A 21044-nucleotide genomic window follows, 5' to 3' on the forward strand; every position below is an offset into this window, starting at 1 on the left:
GCCTTCGGTAAGGGCTGTCCCACGCTTCCCGGCGGAACGGCCCCGGGAGAGCCCGCCGGGCGGGGCCGTTAAGCTGGGGGGTTGTGTCGTCCTCCACCGCCGTGCCGGGGCAGAGCCCCATAGCCGAAACGGCCCCGCTGTCCCTGTGCGCCCTCCAACCGCGCGTGCCCGCCGACCGGCTGGTCGCGGAGATGGTGCCGCCGCCGCGCTTCGACGGGGTGCGGTTCGAGACGTACGTCCCCGATCCGAACCGGCCGAGCCAGACCGAGGCCGTCGAGGTGCTCAGCACCTTCGCCGCCGGGCTCGGCGGGGCCCACGCGACGGGCTCCGGGAAGCGCAAGTGGTTCGGCAGGAAGCCCGCCGCGCCCACGGGCCCGCGCGGCGTCTATCTCGACGGCGGGTACGGCGTCGGCAAGACCCACCTGCTGGCCTCCCTGTGGCACGCCACACCGGCCGCTCCCTCGCTCAAGGCCTTCGGGACGTTCGTCGAGCTGACGAACCTCGTCGGCGCGCTCGGCTTCCAGCAGACCGTGCAGACCCTGAGCGGGCACCGGCTGCTCTGCATCGACGAATTCGAGCTCGACGACCCGGGGGACACCGTCCTGGTGTCGTCGCTGCTCAGCAGGCTCGTCGAGGCGGGCGTGGCGCTGGCCGCCACCTCCAACACGCTGCCGGGCAAGCTCGGTGAGGGCCGGTTCGCGGCGGCCGACTTCCTGCGGGAGATCCAGGGGCTCTCCGCCCACTTCCGGCCCCTGCGCATCGACGGCGAGGACTACCGCCACCGCGGGCTGCCCGAGGCCCCGCCGCCGTACTCCAGCGACCAGGTCACCAAGGCCGCGTACGCCACCGCGGGCGCTTCCCTGGACGACTTCCCGGCGCTGCTCGACCACCTCGCCCGCGTCCATCCCAGCCGGTACGGCGCGCTGACCGACGGCATCGCGGCCGTCTGCCTCACGGACGTCGAGCCCGTGCCCGACCAGTCGACGGCTCTGCGGCTCGTGGTGCTCGCGGACCGGCTGTACGACCGCGAGGTGCCGGTGCTCGCCTCCGGGCTCCCGTTCGACCGGCTGTTCAGCGACGAGATGCTGAACGGCGGGTACCGCAAGAAGTATTTCCGGGCGATCTCGCGGCTGACCGCCCTGGCGCGTGACGCGAAGGGTCTGGTGGCGCAGTAGGTTCGGGGGGCGTACCGCGTCCGTGGCGCTCCCCGAGTGCCGCGTGCGTGAGCGCACCACCGCGTACACCTTTGAAGGGACCCCGTATGGCTACCACGCGTCAGGCGCACACGGTCTGGGAAGGCAATCTGCTCGAGGGCTCGGGCGTCGTCACCCTCGACTCCTCCGGGATCGGGGAGTACCCGGTCTCCTGGCCGTCCCGTGCGGAGCAGGCGAACGGCAGGACCAGTCCGGAGGAGCTCATCGCGGCGGCGCACTCCAGCTGCTTCTCGATGGCGCTCTCCAACGGCCTTGCCTCGGCGGGCAATCCGCCGACCCGGCTGAACACCAAGGCCGAGGTCACCTTCCAGCCCGGCACGGGCATCACCGGCATCCACCTCACGGTGGAGGGTGAGGTCCCGGGTCTGGACGAGGCCGGCTTCGTGAAGGCCGCCGAGGACGCCAAGGCGAACTGCCCGGTCAGCCAGGCGCTCACGGGCACGACGATCACGCTCACCGCGTCGCTGGTCTGATCCGGCGGGTCCCCGGGGCGTCCGCCGCCCCGGGGACACAAGGGCTCCGTGGTGCGCGTGGTTCCCGTGCGGCACCACGCGTGGTACACACATGCGGGTCACGTCACCTGTCCGCCAACAGGGAGTTGCCTCATGTCATCCGCACCTCGACGGCCCGCGACACGACGACAGGTCCTGGCCGGGAGCGGCGCCGCCGCTGCCTCGGTCGCCTTCACCGGGGCCTTCACCGAACTTTTCGCCGGCACGGCCGCCGCACGCGGTCACAGCGGTTACGGACCGCTCGTGCCGGACCCGGACGGCCTGCTCGACCTGCCGAAAGGTTTCCGCTACCGGGTCCTCTCCCGGGAGGGCGACGCCCTCCGCTCCGGTGAGGGCCGGGTGCCCAGCCACCACGACGGCATGGCCGCCTTCGCGGGCCGCCACGGCCGCGTCCACCTCGTGCGCAACCACGAGAACCGAGCCGACGCCCGCATCCCCGTACCCACGATCGAGGGCCTCACCTACGACCCGATGGGCAAGGGCGGCTGTACGGCCCTGGAACTCGACGGCCGCAACCACGTCCTCGGCGAGCGGGTCGCCATCGCGGGTACGGCCGTCAACTGCGCGGGCGGTCCCACCCCGTGGCGTACCTGGCTGACCTGCGAGGAGACCGAGGACAAGGCCGGCACCAACGGCTACACCAAGGACCACGGATTCGTCTTCGAGGTGGACGGCGCCGACCCGCGCCGCACCGGAGCGGTACCGCTGACCGCGATGGGCCGCTTCCAGCACGAGGCGATCGCGATCGATCCGGGGAACGGGATCGTGTACGAGACCGAGGACGCTTTCGAGCGCCCGTTCGGCCTCTTCTACCGCTTCCTCCCCGAGAAGCCCCTCGGCGGGACGGGCTCGCTGCGGGCCGGCGGCACGCTGGAGGCGATGCGGGTGCCCGGAGTGCCCGACCTCTCCGCGATCCAGGAGACCGGCGCGGCCTTCGACCGGATCGAATGGGTGCCCGTACCGGATCCGCTGGCCGCCTCCACGCCCGTCCGGCACCAGGACTTCGGCCCGAAGGGCATCACCCACGCCCAGAAACTGGAGGGCTGTTACTGGGGCGGCTCGTCCGTCTACTTCGTCTCCAGCTTCGCCCGCAGCGCACAGGGGTCGGCGGCCGACCACTTCGGCCAGGTGTGGCGGTACGAGCCGAAGCGGCGGCGGCTCACGCTGGTGGTCGTCTTCGGGCCGGACACGGACGTCCAGCTGCCCGGCGAGTCCCCGGACAACATCTGTCTCGCCGCCGGCGGCGGCCTGATGGTCTGCGAGGACGGCGGCGGCGCGCAGTACGTGCTCGGGGTGACGCGGCGCGGTGAGGTGTACCCGATGGCACGGGGCCGGCAGAACACCGGGACGCCCGAGGAACCCGAGTGGGGTGAGTTCGCCGGGGTCACGTTCGCGCCGGACGGCGCCACCATGTTCGTGAACTGCTACACGCCCGGGACGACGTTCGCGGTGACGGGGCCCTGGCACTGACCTGCCTGAGGCCCCTCCCGCACGTCCCGGTGGACCCGCGGGCGGCACCGGCGGCCGTCCACCGCACGGCGGAGGGACGTCCGCGGACCGGAGGTACGTGGACGTCCCGGCAACGCGGCCAGGTGCCGTAGCCGTCGTCGCCCGGGACGTGCGGGAGCCGGTGGCGCGGAAACAGACCGCGGGGCCGGGTGGGCGGTCGCCCGTCCGGCCGCCCCCGCGGGCTCGGCCGGAGCGGCGCGGCGCTCGCTGACGACTCATCAGCTAACGTCCTCCAGTGATCAAATCTGTTCGTACGATGACAGTGATGACAGCGGCGGCGGCCCTGGCCGTGGTCCTCGCGGGCTGCGGCAGCGCGGAGGACGCCCGCACCCAGGCCGCCGCACCCCCGGCCACTCCCCTCGGCACTCCCCCGGCCCCCGCCTCCGCCGCACCCTCGGTGGCCGCCGAGGCGGGGAGGAAACCGCCCACGACGGCGCCGGGCCCGGCGGGGCTCACCCCGGTCTTCGAGCGACGGACCGGGGGCTCCGCCGGCAGGGACGAGAAGGTGGTGGCGCTCACCTTCGACGCGGACATGACGGCGGATCAGGGGCCGCGCGCGGCGGCGGGAGAGCACTTCGACAATCCGGAGCTGATCGCCCTGCTGCGCCGGCTCGAGGTGCCCTCGACGGTCTTCATGACCGGCCGTTGGGCGCGGGAGTACCCGTCCCAGGCACGCGCGATCGGCACCGATCCCCTGTTCGAGATCGCCAACCACTCGTACAGCCACTACGCCTTCTCCACCCCCTGCTACGGGCTGCCCACCGTGGCGAAGGCCGATATGCGCGGCGATGTGGAGCGGGCGTTCACGGAGATCCGCAAGGCCGGGGCCACCAACGTCGTACCGTACTTCCGCTTCCCCGGCGGCTGCTACGACGACACCTCGCTGAAGGCCCTCGCGCCCACGGGGGTGACGGCCGTGCAGTGGGACGTCGTCAGCGGCGACGCGTTCGCCACGGACGCCGACGCGGTGGCGGACCAGGTGCTGGACGGGGTGAGGCCGGGCTCACTGGTGGTCATGCACTGCACCCGCAGCGCCGCGCCCGTCACCGCCGAGGCCGTACGCCGGGTGGTCCCGGAACTGCGCAGGCAGGGGTACCGCTTCGTGAAGGTCTCCGAGCTGATGCGGGGCTGAACCTGGTTCCACGGCGTGCCGGCTCCCGGCCCGGCCGGGCCGGATGGGGAGGTGAGGGCCCGTACCCGCCTCTCAGCCCGAGCAGGCGGTGCGCCCGGCCTCCTGCCACTCGCAGACCGGGCAGAGCGTGCTGCCCTTCGTCGACTCCGGGTATTCCGTCGGCTTCCCGCACAGCACGCACGCGGCGTACGGAGGTCCCGCGTCCACCGGTACGGGGGCCGGCGGGCGCGTCCCGCAGTACCCGTCGTCCGTGCGTTCGCCGCTGTGCCGGTTCATGCGTCCGAGCGTACGCCTCGGCGTCCTCGGCCGGGACCGGGCCCGGCCGAGGACGCCGAGCGGCGCGGCGGGGCCGTACGGCAGCCCGTTCCTTCCGGGGGCCGGGGTCAGTGGGAGGACGCCTTCTCCGGCTTGAGCTCGCTCGGTCGTACGATCACGAACCCCTCGCCCTGCAGCACCAGCTGGACCGCCTCGCCGGAACCGCCGCGCACCATGGAGCCGATGCTCTGCGAGCGGTGCAGGGAGGTGGTGAGCTGGGCGCTCCAGCCGACCACCGCGTCCGTGTCGACGTACACCGGCTGCTGTGCGCTGACGGGGATCACGATGGGGTGGCCCTCGCATATCAGGCCGAGCTTGCCGAATCCGCTGAAGACGCTGTTGAAGAGCCCGCCGCCGGCGATTCCGGCGCCCTTCACGGTCTTGATCTCGTAGGAGAGGCTCGCGTCGAAACACAGGACGTTGCGGCCGTTGACGGTCAGGACGTCGCCCTGTTCCATCTCCACGATGAAGCAGTTGGCGGCCTCGTGGGCGAACCAGGCCTCACCCTGGCCCCGGACCGCCATGAGCGGCAGCCCCTCGCCGGTGACCGCGCGCTTGAGCATGCCGCCGATGCCCTGGCCCTTGCGTTCGAACTGCAGGGTGCCGCGGTAGGCGATCATCGAGCCTTGGCGGGCGTGCATCTCCCCGTTGACGACGTACTTGACGGACTTGGCGTTCTGGAGGGACATACCGGGGGCGGAAGCCGGCCCGGCCATGTGCGTACTGGAAAAGAGGTCGCTCTTCATGCCGGGCATCCTCACCCGGAGGTCCACGTTCCGCCAAGGGCGGATCCCGGAGGGCTGTCGCAGGGGCCTGGCAGACTGGTGTACGTGAGCAGCGACAGCCTTTCCGAGACCCCTTCCGAGACCCCTCCCGAGCCGACGGCTACCGCGCATCCCGCCGGCAGCCCGTTCCGTACGGAGCAGACGTCCCGGGACGAGGCGCGGCAGTACGTGCTGCCGCTGGTGGTGCGCATCGAGAAGGCGGATCCCCCGGCGCGTACGGACGCGCTGGTCACCGCCGCCCGTGCGGTGCTGACGATGCTCTCGGACGACCGTTCCCTGGGCGAGGGCGAGTGGGCGCGGCTCGTACGGGACTGGCAGGACGCCCGGATCCGCAAGGTGGTGCGGCGGGCCCGCGGAGCGGAGTGGCGCAAGGCGTCCGCGCTGCCCGGGATCACGATCACGGGCGCCCGGGCGGAGGTGCGGGTGTTCCCTCCGGTGCCGCTGGACGGCTGGCCCAAGGAGCTGGCCAAGCTCCAGGTGTCGGGCACGGACCTGGACGACCCGGAGGTGCCTGCCGCGCCGGATCCGGCCGGTCCGGTCCTCTGGCTCAACCCCGGGCTGGACATGTCGGCGGGCAAGACCATGGCGCAGGCCGGACACGGTGCGCAGCTGGCCTGGTGGGAGCTGTCGGAGACCGAGCGCAAGGCGTGGCGCGAGGCGGGCTTCCCGCTCTCCGTCGCCGCCCCGGACCCGGCCCGGTGGCGAGAACTGACCGTGAGCGGGCTCCCGGTGGTTCGGGACGCCGGGTTCACCGAGATCGCCCCGGGCTCCTGCACGGTCGTCGCCGACCATCCGGCGCTGCGGGGCTGACGCGGACACGGGCCGGCGAGGACCGTCGGACCCTTGCGGCCTGTTCTCGGTACCGGTCGTCGTTCACACGCCCCGGAGAGGCCCGGCTCCCGGCCCTCTCCGTGAACCCGTGCGTCTGCGCAGGCCGGCGGTCTGCCGACCGATCGGGACAAGGGGAGTCAGGGTCGGGGTCAGGTGACGAAGCAGACCAGCCACCTCCGGGAACCTCAAATCCAGCTCTGAACGTCCCCCTTTCCGGGTTCGGCGCCGCTTGGCGGGGCCATGACCCCTGCACAGAACGGGGAGGCACATCATGAAGCTGGGGATCGGGATCGGCTGGCGGCCGGAGATCGCGGACGCCGTCGAAGCACTGCCGGGGATCGACTGGGTGGAAGCCGTCTCGGAGAACATCTGCACGGGCCGGCTCCCCGCGTCACTGGTGCGGTTGCGCGAACGCGGGGTCACGGTCGTGCCGCACGGCGTCTCGCTGGGACTGGGCGGGGCCGACCGTCCCGATCCGGAGCGCCTCGCCGGACTGGCGGCGCGGGCGGCGCTGCTGGGCGCACCGCTGGTGACGGAGCACATCGCGTTCGTACGGGCGGGAGGGCCGCTCACGGCGTCGCCGAGGCTGGAGGCGGGCCATCTGCTGCCCGTGCCCCGGACCTGGGACGCGCTGGACGTGCTGTGCGAGAACGTGCGGATCGCGCAGGACTGCCTGCCCGTCCCGCTTGCCCTGGAGAACATCGCGGCACTGATCTCCTGGCCGGACGAGGAACTGACCGAGGGCCAGTTCCTCGCGGAGCTGGTGGAGCGCACCGGTGTGCGGCTGCTGATCGACGTCGCCAATCTCCACACCAATCACGTGAACCGGGGCGAGGTCCCCTCGACGGCACTCGACGAACTGCCCGTGGAGGCCATCGCGTACGTGCATGTGGCAGGAGGCGTCGAGAAGGACGGCGTCTGGCACGACACGCACGCCCACCCGGTGACGGCCCCCGTCCTGGGCGTGCTGGCCGAACTCCGGGCCCGGGTCGATCCGCCGGGCGTCCTGCTGGAGCGCGACGACGACTTCCCGCCGACGGCGGAGCTGGCGGGTGAACTGGCCTCGATCCGGGCCACGCTGGCCGGTGCGGCGGCCGGTGGGACGTCCGGCCGAGGGCGTCACGCACCGCCTGTGCGGCCTTCCGGCGGAGAGACGGTCACCGGAAAGGCGAGCACCGGGGAGCCGGCCGCCGGCCCGACGAAGATCCGGGAGGCGGCCCCGAAGGTGGGGACCGCCACCGAAGCGGGTCCCCAGAAGGCAGCCGCCGGAGGGACGACAGCCACGGCGAGCAGGCGAGTGACGCCCCACGAGGAGCCGTTCGCCCCTCGCACGAACACCGGGGAGGCGGACGCCGGGAGGACGACAGCCTCGGCGAACCCCCGGAAGGCAGCCACCGGGGAGCCGTTCGCCCCCCGCACGAACACCGGGGAGCCGGCCGCCGCGACCGTGAGCACCGGGGAGACAGCCCCCGGGACGACGACAGCCCGTAGCCGGGCCGCCGTCGCGCAGACCGCGCTGCTCTCGCACCTGGTGGCGGGCACGCCCGTGCCGGAGGGATTCGACCACCGGCGTCTCGGGGTGCAGAGCCGTGCCCTGGCCGCCAAGCGGGCCGGGGTCGTCGCCCGGGTGGCGCCCGAGCTGCCCGAGATACTCGGCGACGGCTACCGCTCCGCGTTCCTCGCGTACGCCAGGTCCCGGCCCATGTCCGCCGGTTACCGCCGCGACGCCCTGGACTTCGCCGAGCAGCTGCTCATCACGGGCCACCCCGCCGACGACGCGGCGAGGCGCAGGCTGACGCACTGGTGGCAGGACCGGTCGGCGCCGTACCCGCCGCGCCGCCGGACCCGGCTGGTGCGGGCCGCCCGTGCCGTCCTGACCGGGAAGTGAGCGCCATGAACGCACTCGCCCTTCTCCTGACCCTGGCCGTGGCGGTCTCCTCGACGCTCCTGGTGGTCGCGACCGTGAGGTCCGGCCGGCGCGGTGACCCCGGCGCGTACGCGCACGACCTCTCCGAGGCCGCGTTCCTGAGCGGCGGACCCGCCAGGACGGTGGACACCGCCCTCACCGCCCTGCACACCGACGGGCGGCTGGCCGTCGGCGGCCCCGGCATCGTCGCCGTCCGGCGCGCGGAGGCCCGCGGCGCGGTGGAACGCGCCGTGCTCCAGGAGCTGGCCGCGGCTCCGAGCGGGGCGCTGCACCTGCTGCGGGAGGCAGTGATGCGGCACCCGGCGGTGCAGGAGATCGGCGACGGGCTCGCGGCGCGCGGGCTGCTCGTCGCGCCGGGTGAAAGCCGTACCCGCCGCCGCTGGGCGATTGTCCAGGCCGTGGCCTGCCTGGCCGCCGTCCCGGTCGCCATCGTCCTCACCGTCCTGCAGTACGCCTTCCACGAGGGGTACCAGGACGTGCCGTTCCCCTTCGTCGTGAAGGTGCTGCCCGCTCTGGTGGCCGGCGGCGTGGTCGGCCTGATCACCGCTTCGTCCGCCAAGGCACGGGTCACGAAGGCGGGACGGGCCGCCCTGGACGCCTACCGCGCCGCCTGTGCCCAGGTGACGGACCCCGCCCACCTGGTGGCCACGCAGGGGCTGCGGGCGCTCCCCGATCCCGCCCTGCGGGCGCAGCTGGCGGAGGCCGCCCGCTACCGGCCGGCCCGGATCCGCCCGTCCGCCGCGTCGTCGACCGCCTCCACAGGCAGCGCCGCGGCGCTCGTGCCGGTGGTGTGGTGCGCCGGTGCGGGTCCCGGCGGCGGGAGTTGCGGAAGTGCCGGCGACGGGGGCGGATCAGGGTCGGGCTCCTCCTGCGGCACGGGTGCCTCGTGCGGTGCGGGCAGCAGCTGCGGCGGTGCCGGCGGGTCGAGCTGCGGCAGCGGCAGCGGGTCCAGTTGCAGCAGCGGTTCGAGCTGCGGAGGGGGTTCCAGTTGCGGCGGCTCCTGACCTCCGGTCGGGCACGGTCCGGTCCGGTCCACCGGGAGGGCCGCGGAATACGGCCACCCGTGACCGACCGGCTGTGACCGAATTCTGTCCGTATCGTGAACAGGTCATGGCGCTGCGCGTCCGCCTCGCATAGAAATCCGCCATGCTCTGGGTTCTACTCCTTCTGGTCGCGTGGGGTGCGGCGGCCGTCACCTGTATTCGGCTCTGCCTCGTCACCGCCGGCGCGGCCGTGCGGCCGGCCGATGCCGCCGAGGGCCCGTCCCCGCGCGAACTCAACCTGTACGAGACCGCGTTCCTGGCAGGCGGCCCGCACCGGGTCGCCGATCTGGCCCTGGTCTCCATGCACCTGCGGCACCGGCTGCTGCTCGCCCACACCGGCTGGGCGACCGTCGTCGACCCGGAGGGCCGGGACGAGGTGGAGCGCACCGTGATCCGTGCGATCGGCCCGGAAGGCCAGTCCCGGATAGCTCCGATACGGGCGGCTGCCGCTGCGGCCGACGCCGTACGCGCCCTGGCGGACCGGCTCGTGGCGGCGGGCCTCGCCGTCCCGCACGGGACGCGGACCGCTCTGGAGTCGGCGCTACGGGCGGTGCGGGGCGCGGCCGTGCTGGTGGTGGTACTGGCCGCCGCCGCGATGCTGATGCCCGGTCAGGAGACGGGCTACGCGGGCCCGGTGGCGGCCTGGTTCGGGCTGCCGCTGGTCCTGACCCTGGGGTGCCTGGCCATCGCGCGGGTGGAGAACCACCCGTACAGTCCGTGGGCCTCGCCGTCCGGACAGCGGTGGCTGGACTCGCTGCCCGCCCCGGTGCGCGGCGCCGACCGCGACCTGCTCGCGGCGGTGGCCGTACGGGGCGTGGACGCCCTGCAGGACCCGGAGTTGCGGGCGGCCCTGCGCGGCGGCCGCCCCGCGCACCCCGCCCTCTGAGCCTCGGCGGGCGACGGCGTCAGCGCCGGGCGCGGGTGTACAGCGTGCGGAGCCCGTACGCCCCGGCACCGGCCGCGAGTACGGCCGAACCGGTGAGGACCGAGGCCGCCGGGAGGGCGAAGGCCAGCAGCAGACAGCCCGCCAGCCCCGCGACGGGTACGGCGCGCGGTGGCCGCCCCTCGGCGGGGGTGAGCGTGAGCGCGGCGGCGTTGGCGACGGCGTAGTACGCGAGGACGCCGAAGGAGGAGAAGCCGATCGCCCCGCGCAGGTCCGCGGTCGCGGCCAGCACGGCGACGACCGCGCCCACGGCGAGTTCCGCGCGGTGCGGCGCCCGGGTGCGGGGGTGGACGGCGGCCAGGGCGTGGGGCAGGTGGCGGTCGCGGGCCAGGGCGAGGGTGGTACGGGAGACGCCGAGGATCAGGGCGAGCAGGGAGCCCAGCGCCGCCACGGCCGCCCCGACGCGCACCACCGGTACGAGGGCGGGGGCGCCAGCCGCGCGTACGGCGTCCGCGAGGGGCGCCGTCGCGTCGGCGAGTGACCCGGCGCCGAGGACGGAGAGCACCGCAGCGGCGACGGCCGCGTACACCCCCAGGGTGATGCCGAGGGCGAGGGGGATCGCACGGGGGATCGTGCGTGCCGGGTCGCGCACCTCCTCCCCCAGGGTGGCGATGCGGGCGTACCCGGCGAAGGCGAAGAACAGCAGCCCGGCGGCCTGGAGGACCCCGCCGATGCCCGTGCCCACGCCGATGCCCGGGCGGGGGCCGCCGGGGGCACCGGTCAGGCAGGCGGTGACGACGGCGGCGAGGACCGCCAGGACGACGGCGACGATGACGCGGGTCAGCAGGGCCGCCTTCCGCACGCCGGTGTAGTCGAGCGCGGTCAGCGCCACCACGGCGGCGACCGCCACCGCGGTCGCGTGGCCGGGCCACACGTAGGAGCCGACGGTGAGGGCCATGGCCGCGCAGGAGGCCGTCTTGCCGACGACGAACGCCCAGCCGGCCAGATATCCCCAGAACGCGCCCAGCCGCTCACGGCCGTAGACGTACGTGCCGCCGGAGGCCGGGTACCGGGCGGCCAGCCGGGCGGAGGAGGTGGCGTTGCAGTAGGCCACCGCGCCCGCGAGGACCAGGCCGGTCAGCAGCCCGGAGCCGGAGCCGGCGGCTCCGGCGGCGGGCGCGAGCGCCGCGAAGACGCCGGCACCGATCATCGAGCCGAGACCGATCACGACGGCGTCGAAGACGCCCAGGCGCCGGGTCAGTTCACCGTCGCCGGCCGGTGTGGCGGGGGTGGTGCTCATCTCTCGGCTCCTCGGCAGGGGGGCGGCAGGGGCTGCACGGGCTGCAGGCCGACGCACCCTACAAGGCGGAGGTGTCGGGAGAATGCGGAAGGCCGCCCCCGCGGGGACGGCCCGACAGGCGCGCACGCCTGCTGTGCGGCCCGGGCCACATCGGCCGTGCACGGCGGGGAGCGGCGGCCGGCGGGGAGGTATGGCTGACTCCCCCGCAGGCCACCGCCGTTCGCCGGTCACAGGCCGATGTGTGCCCGGAACCGGACCCGGTGTCGCTGGAACGACGGGCGGCGTCACACACGCCGTTGCCCGCCAACTGATCTTCCGGGTCGGGGCGGCCGGAAACGCTGGCTATGCGAGACCGGCCACCAAGTCTGCGATCGACTTCCTGCGCCCCGTGTAGAAGGGGACCTCCTCCCGCACGTGCATACGCGCCTCGGAGGCCCGCAGGTGGCGCATGAGGTCGACGATACGGTGAAGTTCGTCCGCCTCGAAGGCGAGGATCCACTCGTAGTCGCCGAGGGAGAAGGAGGCGACGGTGTTGGCGCGCACGTCCGGGTAGCCGCGGGCCATCTTGCCGTGGTCCGCCAGCATGCGGCGGCGGTCCTCGTCCGGCAGCAGGTACCAGTCGTACGACCGTACGAAGGGGTACACGCTGATGTAGTCGCGCGGCGTCTCGTCGGCCAGGAAGGCCGGGATGTGCGACTTGTTGAACTCGGCCGGGCGGTGCAGGGCCATGTTCGACCAGACCGGCTCCAGCGAGCGGCCCAGCTTGGTGCGCCGGAAGAGGTTGTACGCCCCCTGCAGCTCGTCGGCGGTCTCCGCGTGCCACCAGATCATGAGATCGGCGTCGGCCCGCAGGCCGGACACGTCGTAGGTACCGCGGACGGTGATGTCCTCGGCGGCGAGCCGGTCGAACAGCTCCTGGACCTCGTCGGCGTAACCGGCGCGGTCGGCGGGAAGCACATCTCGCAGCTTGAAGACGGACCACAGGGTGTAGCGCACGACCTCGTTGAGGTCCTTGGCCTTCTTGCCTGCGTTCGGAAGCTTTTCTGGCGCACTCATACGGCTATTGTCCCGCCTCGCTCCGAGTGCCCTGAACCCGGGTCGGCGTGGCGATGATCTCCCTCCCTGCCGTCCCGGCGATCTTCCGCCTTCCGGCCCGTCACGTCGTGGACGATCTCGTCCGCCGCCCGCCGCGCGCTCGCGACGCAGGCGGGGATCCCGACCCCGTCGTACGCCGCTCCGCACACCCGCAGGCCCGGCAGGGCGTCCACGGCCTCGCGGATCCTGGCGACCCGGGTCAGGTGACCCACGGGGTACTGGGGCAGTCCGCCGATCCACCGGGTGACCTCGGTGTCGACGGGGCGGGCGGTCAGCCCCGTGGCGGCGGCGAGGTCGCGCAGCGACACCCCGACGAGCTCGGAGTCCTCACGGTGCAGGTGGTCCTCCTCGCCGTAACGGCCCACGGAGGTGCGCAGCACGAACAGTCCGGGAGCGGCGTCGGCGACCCACCGCCACTTGTTGCTGGAGAAGGTGGAGGCCTTGATCGTGTGCCCGTCGACCGGCGGTACGAGGAATCCGGACCGCCCCCGGAGCGCCTCGGTCCCCGCGATGTCGGAGCGCCGGAAGGCCAGGGTGACCAGCGCCATCGACGCGTATTCGACGGTGGCGAGCTCGACGGAGGCCGCGGGGCACTCGGCGGCGAGGAGGGTGGACGCGGACCAGGCGGGGGTGGCGAGGACGACGCCGTCCGCGGTGATCATCCGCGTGTCGGTGCGCACCTGCCAGCCGTCGCCGGTGCGGGTGAGCCCGAGCACGGGAGTCGCGGTGAGGATGTCGGCGCCCCCGGCCCGTACGGCGTCGGCGACCGCGTCCGGGAGCGTGCCGACCCCTCCCGCGATGCCCTGGAAGACCGGCCCGGTCCGCTGACGCGCGGCGGCCCGTTCCTGGATACGGAGTACGGCGTCCAGGAGCGAGCCGCCCTCCTTCGCCGCCTCGAAAAGCTGCGGTACGGCGGCGCGCATCGAGATGCGGTAGGCGTCGCCCGCGTACACCCCGCCCAGCAGCGGCTCCACGAGGCGGTCGACGACCTCGCGGCCCAGCCGGTCGGCCACGTAAGCGCCGACGGCCACGTCGTCGCCGACTGCGGTCGGGGTGAGGTCGCGCTCCTGCGCGATCCGGGCCAGTCCCTCGGGCGAGAGCACGTCACCGAGCGCCGCCGGGTCGCCGGGGACGCCCATCACGTGCCCCTTGGGCATGGGGCGCAGGGCGTCACGGGTCCAGAGCGAGGCGGTCGCGGTGGCGGGCGGCTGGAGCCGGTCGCCGAGCCCGACGGCGGTGGCCAGATCGACCGCCTCGGGCCGGCGGGCGAGCAGGGACTCGGCCCCGAGGTCCACGGGCGCGCCCGCGATCTCGCCGGTCACCAGCTTGCCGCCGAGCCGCTCCGTCGCTTCCAGGACGGTGACCCGCAGACCGGAGTCCAGCAGCCGGTGGGCGGCGGCGAGTCCGGCGATTCCGCCGCCGATGACGACGACATGGCCCGTGCGTGTGGTGTCGCGCTGAAGAGGACGCTGCATGGGTCCACTCTCTCAAACCCGTTCCGAGTCACGAACGTGACCGCTTCGAAACCGCGGACCGGCAACCCGCGGGCGGGCCCCGTACGTCGAACCGGCACTGACACACACGGCCCTGGGGGGACACGTCATGCACATCGACCGTCACACGGACAGCCGTCCGACCGCTCACCCGGGACGGCGCCGCCGGCGCGCCGTCCTGACCGCCGGGCTGCTCGCCGTCCTCCTGTCCACCGCGGCCTGCGGCGCCGGGGAGGGCGGCAGCTCGGCCGACAGGAGCGTCGCGGACGACCGCAAGGCCGCCGCCCCGGAGGGCGCGGGCGCCGGCGAGCGGTCCGCCGAGAAGCCTGCCGACGGGAGTCCGGCGGCTCCGAAGCCGGGCGCCGCGGGGGCGGTGCACGTCATCCGCACGGCCACGCTCGACATCGAGGTCACCAGCGTGCCGAAGGCGGTGGCCGCGGCCCGCCGCGCCGCGGAAGGCGCGGGCGGGCTCGTCGCGGAGGAGACGACGGAACGGGTCGACGACACCCACGAGACGTCGCATCTCGTGCTGCGCGTCCCGCAGGACCGGTACGACTCCGTGCTGCGTGCCCTGTCGGGTGCCGGCAAGCTCCAATCGCGCACGTCCGGGGCGAAGGACGTCACGGGCGAGGTCGTGGACGTCGAGAGCAGGATCTCCACCCAGCGGGCCAGTGTGGCGCGGGTGCGCTCCCTGATGGAGAAGGCGGAGAAGCTCTCCGACGTGGTGACCCTGGAAGGCGAACTGAGCAGGCGTCAGGCGGACCTCGAGTCGCTGCTCGCCCGGCAGGCGTCCCTGAAGGACCGCACCTCACTGGCGACGGTCACGCTCGACCTCTACGAACCGTACGCGGACGACCGGACGGACGGCGACGAGGAGCCCGGCTTCCTCGACGCGCTGGGTGCCGGCTGGAGCGCGTTCCTCGGGATGCTGCGGTGGATCGCCGTGGCCCTGGGCGCCACGGCGCCCTTCCTGGCCACGGCCGCCGTCCTGGCGCTCCTGTGGCGTCTGCTGCACCGCCGCCGCACGGCCCGGCGCGGCGCACCCGCACGCGCGCCCTTCGGGACGGCGGCGGGCGGCCCCCCGGCTGCCGCGCCCGCCTCACCCGCCGCGTCTCCGGGCCGCGGCCCGGAAGCTCCGCCGGCACCGTAGCGCCGTAGCGTGGGTCCCTGACACTGCGGCGAAGGGACCGGGCATGGCGGCGGAGCGACTGGTGGTCATCGGAGGCGACGCGGCGGGTATGTCCGCCGCGTCGCAGGCCCGCAGGTTCAGGGGACCGGACGAGCTGGGCATCGTCGCCTTCGAACGCGGCCACTTCACCTCGTACTCCGCCTGCGGCATCCCGTACTGGGTGAGCGGCGACGTCGACGGGCGCGACGAGCTCATCGCGCGTACCCCGCAGGAGCACCGGGCCCGCGCGATCGATCTGCGCACCCGCACCGAGGTGACGGAGATCGACGTGGAGGGCCGGCGGGTGCGCGCCCTGGACCGCGAGAGCGGCGAGAGGTACTGGACGCCCTACGACAAGCTGGTGATCGCCACCGGCGCCCGGCCGGTCCGCCCGGACGTGCCCGGCATGGACGCCCCGGGGGTGCACGGCGTGCAGACCCTCGACGACGGCCAGGCGCTCCTTGACTCTCTGGACAAGGCCCCCGGGCGGCGGGCGGTCGTCGTCGGTGCGGGTTACATCGGCGTGGAGATGGCCGAGGCGATGCTCAAGCGCGGTTTCGAGGTGACGGTGCTCAACCGCGGCCCGCAGCCCATGGCCACCCTCGACCCGGACATGGGGCGGCTGGTCCACGAGGCCATGGACGGCCTGGGCATCACCACGGTGAACGGCGCGGCCGTCACCCGCATCGAGACCGGCCGGGACGGGAGGGCCACCGGGGTCGTCACGGAGAAGGGGACGTACCCGGCGGACGTGGTCGTGCTCGGCATCGGCGTGCGCCCGGAGACCACCCTGGCGGGCGCGGCCGGACTGCCGCTCGGGGCGCACGGTGGGCTGCTGACGGACCTGTCGATGCGGGTCGTGGGCCACGACGACATCTGGGCGGGCGGCGACTGCGTGGAGGTCCTCGACCTGGTGGCCGGGCGTACCCGCCACATCGCGCTCGGCACCCACGCCAACAAGCACGGCCAGATCATCGGGGCCAACATCGGCGGCGGCTACGGCACGTTCCCGGGTGTGGTCGGTACGGCGGTGAGCAAGGTCTGCGACCTGGAGATCGCCAGGACCGGCCTGCGTGAGAAGGACGCCCGCGCGGTCGGCCTGCGGTACGTCACGGCGACGGTCGAGTCGACGAGCCGGGCGGGCTACTACCCGGGGGCACGGCCGATGACGGTGAAGATGCTCGCGGAGTACCGCACCGGCCGGCTCCTGGGTGTGCAGATCGTGGGCCGCGAGGGGGCGGCCAAGCGCGTGGACGTGGCGGCGGTCGCGCTCACCGCCGGGATGACGGTGGAGGCCATGACGGCACTCGACCTCGGCTACGCCCCGCCGTTCTCCCCGGTCTGGGACCCCGTCCTGGTGGCCGCCCGCAAGGCGGCCTCGGCGGTACGCGAGGCCGGCAGCGCCTGACCGCGGCGGGTCGCGGCACCGGCGTCCCGGTACTGCCCCCGAGGGCGTGCGACCCGCCCCCGGAGGCGGTCGTTCAGTGGGCCGTCCGCTCGTGCACGTACTCCACGAGACGCGTCAGCGCGTCCGGGTCGGTCGTCGGCATGACCCCGTGCCCGAGGTTGAAGACATGGCCCTCCAGGCCGGCGGCCGCGTCGAGCACCTCCCGGGTCTTCGCCTCGACCGTCGCGGTCGGCGCGAAGAGCACCGCCGGGTCGAGGTTGCCCTGGAGCGCCTTGCCGGGGCCGACCCGGCGTGCGCCCTCGTCCAGGGGGACCCGCCAGTCGACGCCGACGACGTCCGCGCCCGCCTCACCCATCAGGCCGAGGAGCTCGCCGGTGCCGACGCCGAAGTGGATGCGCGGGACGCCGTACCCGGCGACGGCGTCGAAGACCTTGGTGGACGCGGGCATCACGGAGCGGCGGTAGTCCGCCGGTGCCAACGCGCCCACCCAGGAGTCGAAGAGCTGGACCGCCGACGCGCCGGCCTCGATCTGGACCTTGAGGAACGCGCCGGTGATCCCGGCGAGCCGGTCGAGGAGGTCGGCCCACAGCTCCGGGTCGCCGTACATCATGGCCTTGGTGCGCTCGTGGTTGCGGGACGGGCCGCCCTCCACGAGGTAACTGGCGAGAGTGAAGGGCGCCCCCGCGAAGCCGATGAGCGGTGTGGAACCGAGCTCGGCGGTGAGCATGCCGATGGCCTGGGTGACGAAGGTGACGTCCTCGGGTGTGAGGTCGCGCAGCCGGTCCAGGTCGGCACGGGTGCGGACGGGCTCGGCGATCACCGGGCCGACCCCGGGCTTGATGTCGAGGTCGATGCCGATGGCCTTGAGCGGGACGACGATGTCGCTGAAGAAGATCGCGGCGTCGACCTTGTGACGACGTACGGGCTGCAGTGTGATCTCGGTGACCAGCTCCGGCATCATGCAGGAGTCGAGCATCGCGATGCCCTCGCGGACCTTCAGGTACTCGGGCAGTGAGCGCCCCGCCTGGCGCATGAACCAGACCGGGGTGTGCGGCACGGGCTCGCGTCGGCACGCCTTGAGGAACGCCGACCCGTGGGTGGCGGATGTCGTCTTGGGGCCCGGAGGGCGTTCGTTGGCACTCACACACAGAATCTTCGCACGCGGGCCGAAGGAGCCGGACCCCGCACGGGTGTCCCTCCCTGCACGAAGCTCCCGTTCCGCCTACTCTTCCCCGCATGGCTCCGGCTCAGGGACAATATTCCGATCATTCCGACGGCACTGACAGCAAGGAAGGCGCGGAGGACCGATCCGTCCCACCCGCGTTCCGGTCGGCGGTCGAGGCGCTGCGCTCGGCCCGTGTGCGCCCCGAACTCGAGGTCGAGCCGACGCGGCCGCCGCAGCGGCTGGCCCCGTACGCCTACGCCCTGGAGGCGGCGGTCGTGGACGGCGACGAGGACCTCGCCGACGGCCGCCTGGTCCTCCTCCACGACCCGTCCGGCCATGAGGCGTGGAAGGGGACGTTCCGGCTGGTGACCCTCGTGCGGGCCGAACTCGAACCGGAGATGGCGGCCGATCCGCTGCTGCCCGAGGTGTGCTGGTCGTGGCTGACGGGTGCGCTGGAGGCGCGGGGCCTGGCGTACGGGGAGGCGAGCGGTACGGTGACGCGCGCCGGCTCGCACTACTTCGGCGCGCTGTCCGCGCGCCGTCCGGCGACGCAGATCGAGATCCGGGCCTCGTGGACCCCGCGCGAGGGGCGCGGCAGCGTTCCGGACGTGGCGGGACACCTGACTGCGTGGACCGATCTGCTGTGCCAGCTGGCCGGCCTGCCGCCGTCCGACGCGGCGGACGCGACGGTGGTGACGCTGCCTCAGCGGCGCGGCCCCCAGGCCCCATAACCCTGCGTCACCTTTCCGGGAGCCGGTCGCACAGGGACCGGCTCTCTTTTCGTACAATCGATCGCGCGTCCTATTTGCCCGAATTGTTACTCACTAAATCGTGATCTTCCTCTAAAGGAGGACGTGCCTGCTGCCGAAGAGGTCAATGACCCTTCAAGCACGGTTCGCCCCGGCTTCACCCCCGAGCCGGCCCGTCCCGCCACTTCCCAGGAGGCCTGGTGTCCGTTCTCCTCGAGCAGCCCGCAAGCCTGGTCGCCTACCGCCCGAACAAACCGACGGCCATGGTCGTCGTGGCCGACCCCCGCGTCCGTTCCACCGTCACCCGCCATCTGTGGGCCCTCGGAGTTCGTGACGTCATCGAGGCGTCGTCCATCGCGGAGGCCCGCCCCCGCGTCGGCAACCCACGCGACATCTGCGTCGCCGACGTCCACCTGCCCGACGGTTCCGGGCTGACCCTGCTGTCCGAGACCCGAGCCGCCGGCTGGCCGAACGGCCTCGCCCTCTCCGCCGCCGACGACATCGGCGCCGTACGCAGCGCCCTCGCGGGCGGTGTGAAGGGCTATGTCGTCACCGGCACCCGTACCAACATCGGCCACCCCACCCGCCCCGGCATGGCCCCGATCGGTGCCAACGCCGCCCGTATGCACCGCAGGCCTCCCGGGTCCCCGAGCCACCCGGGCGGCTACCGCGAACTCTCCGGACGCGAGGTGGAGGTCCTCCGCCTGGTCGCCGAAGGCCAGTCCAACAAGGCCATCGGCGTGTCGATGGGCCTCTCCGCCCTCACCGTCAAGAGCCACCTCGCCCGTATCGCCCGCAAGCTCGGCACCGGTGACCGCGCCGGAATGGTCGCCGTCGCCCTGCGCACGGGCATCATCCACTGACCCTCCCCTCCCGCCCCCTCCCTCTCCCTCCCTACCTCTCCCTGCCTCCCCCTCCTCTCTCCCTTCTCCCTTGTTCCCCGCCCGGGCTCAGGCCTCCGGATCACGCAGGACCGGCCGAAGCCGGGCGGGATCCGAGCGAGACGCCCCGGACGTGCGCGGATGCGCGACCGGCCGGTTTACGCGCATGGACGTCCGTCGACGGAACGTTCCGTCGACGGACGCCGTGCTCACACAGATACCCTTGGCATGTGACCGACGCCCAAGAGACCGCAGCAGACACTTCACTGCGAACCACCGGGGGCGCTCCCCCGGACGACGTCGCCCCGGCGCCGATCCCCTTGCTGGAACCACGCGAGGGCATTCCCCCGGTGGTGGCGACCGACGACGCGCTGGCCGAGGTGATCGCGGCCTTCGCCGCGGGCACCGGCCCCGTCGCCGTCGACGCCGAGCGCGCCTCCGGCTATCGCTACGGGCAGCGCGCCTACCTCGTACAGCTGCGCCGTGAGGGCGCGGGCAGCGCGCTGATCGATCCGGTCGGCTGCCCGGACCTGTCGGGCCTGGGCGAGGCCCTCAGCGGGACGGAGTGGATCCTGCACGCCGCAACGCAGGATCTGCCCTGCCTGCGCGACATAGGCATGATCCCGACCTCGATCTTCGACACGGAGCTGGCCGGACGGCTGGCGGGATTCCCCCGGGTCGGCCTGGGCGCCATAGTGGAGAACGTCCTCGGCTACGCGCTGGAGAAGGGCCACTCCGCGGTCGACTGGTCCACCCGCCCGCTGCCCGAACCCTGGCTGCGCTACGCCGCTCTCGATGTCGAGCTGCTGGTGGACCTGCGCGACGCCTTGGAGAAGGAGCTCGACCGCCAGGGCAAGCTGGAGTGGGCCCTGGAGGAGTTCGACGCCATCGCCTCGGCCCCGCCGGCTCCCCCGCGCAAGGACCCCTGGCGCCGGACCTCCGGCATGCACAAGGTGCGCCGCCGCCGTCAGATCGCGGTCGTACGGGAGCTGTGGACCGCCCGTGACCAGGTCGCGCAGCGCCGTGACGTCTCCCCCGGCAAGGTGCTCGGCGACGCCGCGATCATCGAGGCGGCCCTCGCGCTGCCGGTGAACGTACAGGCCCTCACCGCCCTGCCCGGCTTCGGCCACCGCATGGGCCGCCGCCAGCTGGAGCAGTGGCAGGCGGCCGTGGACCGGGCGAAGCTGCTGCCCGAGTCGGAGCTCCCGCAGCCCGGCCAGCAGCCGGCGGGCCCCCCGCCGCCGCGTTCCTGGGCGGACAAGGACCCGGCCGCCGCCGCCCGGCTGTCGGCTGCCCGCTCGGCGGTCTCGGAACTCGCGGAGCGGCTGCACATGCCGCAGGAGAACCTGATCACCCCGGACACGGTGCGCCGCATCTGCTGGGAGCCGCCCCAGGCGCTCACCCCGGAGACGGTGGAGAGCGCCCTCGCCGCCCACGGTGCCCGTCGCTGGCAGATCGAACAGGTCGCCCCGCTGCTGCTGCGGGCCCTGGCCGCCCACGCCTGACGACGGCGGACCCGTCCGGCCCGTCCCCTTCGACCGGGACGGACCCGCCGGACCGCCGCGGTCGGCCCGCGCACGCACATCGCCCCGTACGCCCGCACCTCCCGCACGCCCCTGGCCGGCCCGGCCGGG

General features: G+C 73.6%; 18 protein-coding genes and 1 pseudogene. 13 read left to right on the forward strand and 6 right to left on the reverse strand.

The window, feature by feature from the left end; all coding sequences use genetic code 11:
* Positions 1 to 83 precede the first annotated feature (83 nt).
* From zapE to ACH4VO_RS23660, 4 genes are all read left to right on the forward strand, one after another.
* A complete protein-coding gene (gene zapE / locus ACH4VO_RS23645; protein WP_360990213.1) occupies positions 84 to 1175 on the forward strand; it encodes a cell division protein ZapE in 1092 nt (363 codons plus the stop codon).
* An 86-nt stretch (positions 1176 to 1261) separates the two neighbouring features.
* A complete protein-coding gene (locus ACH4VO_RS23650; protein ID WP_360990210.1) occupies positions 1262 to 1687 on the forward strand; it encodes an OsmC family protein in 426 nt (141 codons plus the stop codon).
* 132 nt (positions 1688 to 1819) lie between these two features.
* Positions 1820 to 3196, forward strand: a complete 1377-nt coding sequence (locus ACH4VO_RS23655) for an alkaline phosphatase PhoX (protein WP_360990207.1) — start codon at positions 1820 to 1822, stop codon at positions 3194 to 3196.
* A gap of 304 nt (positions 3197 to 3500) precedes the next feature.
* Positions 3501 to 4367 (forward strand): polysaccharide deacetylase family protein, encoded by an 867-nt coding sequence (locus ACH4VO_RS23660; RefSeq protein WP_360990204.1) that lies wholly within the window; start codon positions 3501 to 3503, stop codon positions 4365 to 4367.
* A 72-nt stretch (positions 4368 to 4439) separates the two neighbouring features.
* Here the strand turns inward: ACH4VO_RS23660 and ACH4VO_RS23665 are convergent, their stop codons facing one another.
* Positions 4440 to 4643 (reverse strand): hypothetical protein, encoded by a 204-nt coding sequence (locus ACH4VO_RS23665; RefSeq protein WP_360990200.1) that lies wholly within the window; start codon positions 4641 to 4643, stop codon positions 4440 to 4442.
* A gap of 107 nt (positions 4644 to 4750) precedes the next feature.
* A complete protein-coding gene (locus ACH4VO_RS23670) occupies positions 4751 to 5428 on the reverse strand; it encodes an AIM24 family protein (protein WP_360990197.1) in 678 nt (225 codons plus the stop codon).
* A gap of 84 nt (positions 5429 to 5512) precedes the next feature.
* Between ACH4VO_RS23670 and ACH4VO_RS23675 the strand changes: the two genes are divergently transcribed.
* From ACH4VO_RS23675 to ACH4VO_RS23690, 4 genes are all read left to right on the forward strand, one after another.
* Positions 5513 to 6277, forward strand: a complete 765-nt coding sequence (locus ACH4VO_RS23675) for a peptidyl-tRNA hydrolase (RefSeq protein WP_360990194.1) — start codon at positions 5513 to 5515, stop codon at positions 6275 to 6277.
* Between the two features lie 292 nt (positions 6278 to 6569).
* A complete protein-coding gene (locus ACH4VO_RS23680) occupies positions 6570 to 8186 on the forward strand; it encodes a DUF692 domain-containing protein (protein ID WP_360990191.1) in 1617 nt (538 codons plus the stop codon).
* 5 nt (positions 8187 to 8191) lie between these two features.
* A complete protein-coding gene (locus ACH4VO_RS23685) occupies positions 8192 to 9229 on the forward strand; it encodes a TIGR04222 domain-containing membrane protein (RefSeq protein WP_360990188.1) in 1038 nt (345 codons plus the stop codon).
* A 142-nt stretch (positions 9230 to 9371) separates the two neighbouring features.
* Positions 9372 to 10154: a TIGR04222 domain-containing membrane protein gene (locus ACH4VO_RS23690; RefSeq protein WP_360990185.1), complete on the forward strand. Its 783-nt coding sequence runs from the start codon at positions 9372 to 9374 to the stop codon at positions 10152 to 10154.
* A 19-nt stretch (positions 10155 to 10173) separates the two neighbouring features.
* On the opposite strand, the gene ACH4VO_RS23695 is transcribed toward ACH4VO_RS23690, so the two are convergent.
* The 3 genes and pseudogenes from ACH4VO_RS23695 to hemG all read right to left on the reverse strand — a co-directional run bounded on the left by ACH4VO_RS23695 (position 10174) and on the right by hemG (position 14021).
* Positions 10174 to 11451, reverse strand: a complete 1278-nt coding sequence (locus ACH4VO_RS23695; RefSeq protein WP_360990183.1) for an APC family permease — start codon at positions 11449 to 11451, stop codon at positions 10174 to 10176.
* A gap of 342 nt (positions 11452 to 11793) precedes the next feature.
* Positions 11794 to 12507: a hydrogen peroxide-dependent heme synthase gene (gene hemQ / locus ACH4VO_RS23700; protein ID WP_360990180.1), complete on the reverse strand. Its 714-nt coding sequence runs from the start codon at positions 12505 to 12507 to the stop codon at positions 11794 to 11796.
* Between the two features lie 4 nt (positions 12508 to 12511).
* Positions 12512 to 14021, reverse strand: a pseudogene (gene hemG, locus ACH4VO_RS23705) (protoporphyrinogen oxidase).
* A 127-nt stretch (positions 14022 to 14148) separates the two neighbouring features.
* Between hemG and ACH4VO_RS23710 the strand changes: the two are divergent.
* Complete coding sequence (locus ACH4VO_RS23710; RefSeq protein WP_360990177.1) at positions 14149 to 15189, forward strand: DUF4349 domain-containing protein; 1041 nt, start codon at positions 14149 to 14151, stop codon at positions 15187 to 15189.
* 43 nt (positions 15190 to 15232) lie between these two features.
* Entirely contained in the window at positions 15233 to 16615 is a 1383-nt protein-coding gene (locus ACH4VO_RS23715) for an FAD-dependent oxidoreductase (RefSeq protein WP_360990175.1), read from the forward strand.
* A gap of 73 nt (positions 16616 to 16688) precedes the next feature.
* Here the strand turns inward: ACH4VO_RS23715 and hemE are convergent, their stop codons facing one another.
* Positions 16689 to 17759 (reverse strand): uroporphyrinogen decarboxylase, encoded by a 1071-nt coding sequence (hemE, locus tag ACH4VO_RS23720; protein ID WP_360990172.1) that lies wholly within the window; start codon positions 17757 to 17759, stop codon positions 16689 to 16691.
* Between the two features lie 92 nt (positions 17760 to 17851).
* On the opposite strand from hemE, the gene ACH4VO_RS23725 reads away from it, so the two are divergent.
* The 3 genes from ACH4VO_RS23725 to ACH4VO_RS23735 all read left to right on the forward strand — a co-directional run bounded on the left by ACH4VO_RS23725 (position 17852) and on the right by ACH4VO_RS23735 (position 20915).
* Positions 17852 to 18511, forward strand: coding sequence for a DUF3000 domain-containing protein (locus ACH4VO_RS23725; protein WP_360990170.1), 660 nt, complete (start codon positions 17852 to 17854; stop codon positions 18509 to 18511).
* A gap of 218 nt (positions 18512 to 18729) precedes the next feature.
* Positions 18730 to 19392: a response regulator transcription factor gene (locus ACH4VO_RS23730; protein ID WP_360990167.1), complete on the forward strand. Its 663-nt coding sequence runs from the start codon at positions 18730 to 18732 to the stop codon at positions 19390 to 19392.
* 248 nt (positions 19393 to 19640) lie between these two features.
* Positions 19641 to 20915 (forward strand): HRDC domain-containing protein, encoded by a 1275-nt coding sequence (locus ACH4VO_RS23735; RefSeq protein ID WP_360990165.1) that lies wholly within the window; start codon positions 19641 to 19643, stop codon positions 20913 to 20915.
* Positions 20916 to 21044: the final 129 nt, after the last annotated feature.

The organism is Streptomyces sp. NPDC020780, assembly GCF_044334475.1.
Lineage (GTDB): Bacteria > Actinomycetota > Actinomycetes > Streptomycetales > Streptomycetaceae > Streptomyces.

Coding starts and splice junctions, on each gene's coding strand:
- ACH4VO_RS23650 (WP_360990210.1), top strand. CDS start 1,262: ATGGCTACCACGCGTCAGGCGCACACGGTCTGGGAAGGCAATCTGCTC.
- ACH4VO_RS23655 (WP_360990207.1), top strand. CDS start 1,820: ATGTCATCCGCACCTCGACGGCCCGCGACACGACGACAGGTCCTGGCC.
- ACH4VO_RS23660 (WP_360990204.1), top strand. CDS start 3,501: ATGACAGCGGCGGCGGCCCTGGCCGTGGTCCTCGCGGGCTGCGGCAGC.
- ACH4VO_RS23665 (WP_360990200.1), bottom strand. CDS start 4,643: ATGAACCGGCACAGCGGCGAACGCACGGACGACGGGTACTGCGGGACG.
- ACH4VO_RS23670 (WP_360990197.1), bottom strand. CDS start 5,428: ATGAAGAGCGACCTCTTTTCCAGTACGCACATGGCCGGGCCGGCTTCC.
- ACH4VO_RS23680 (WP_360990191.1), top strand. CDS start 6,570: ATGAAGCTGGGGATCGGGATCGGCTGGCGGCCGGAGATCGCGGACGCC.
- ACH4VO_RS23685 (WP_360990188.1), top strand. CDS start 8,192: ATGAACGCACTCGCCCTTCTCCTGACCCTGGCCGTGGCGGTCTCCTCG.
- ACH4VO_RS23690 (WP_360990185.1), top strand. CDS start 9,372: ATGCTCTGGGTTCTACTCCTTCTGGTCGCGTGGGGTGCGGCGGCCGTC.
- ACH4VO_RS23695 (WP_360990183.1), bottom strand. CDS start 11,451: ATGAGCACCACCCCCGCCACACCGGCCGGCGACGGTGAACTGACCCGG.
- hemQ (WP_360990180.1), bottom strand. CDS start 12,507: ATGAGTGCGCCAGAAAAGCTTCCGAACGCAGGCAAGAAGGCCAAGGAC.
- ACH4VO_RS23710 (WP_360990177.1), top strand. CDS start 14,149: ATGCACATCGACCGTCACACGGACAGCCGTCCGACCGCTCACCCGGGA.
- ACH4VO_RS23715 (WP_360990175.1), top strand. CDS start 15,233: ATGGCGGCGGAGCGACTGGTGGTCATCGGAGGCGACGCGGCGGGTATG.
- ACH4VO_RS23725 (WP_360990170.1), top strand. CDS start 17,852: ATGGCTCCGGCTCAGGGACAATATTCCGATCATTCCGACGGCACTGAC.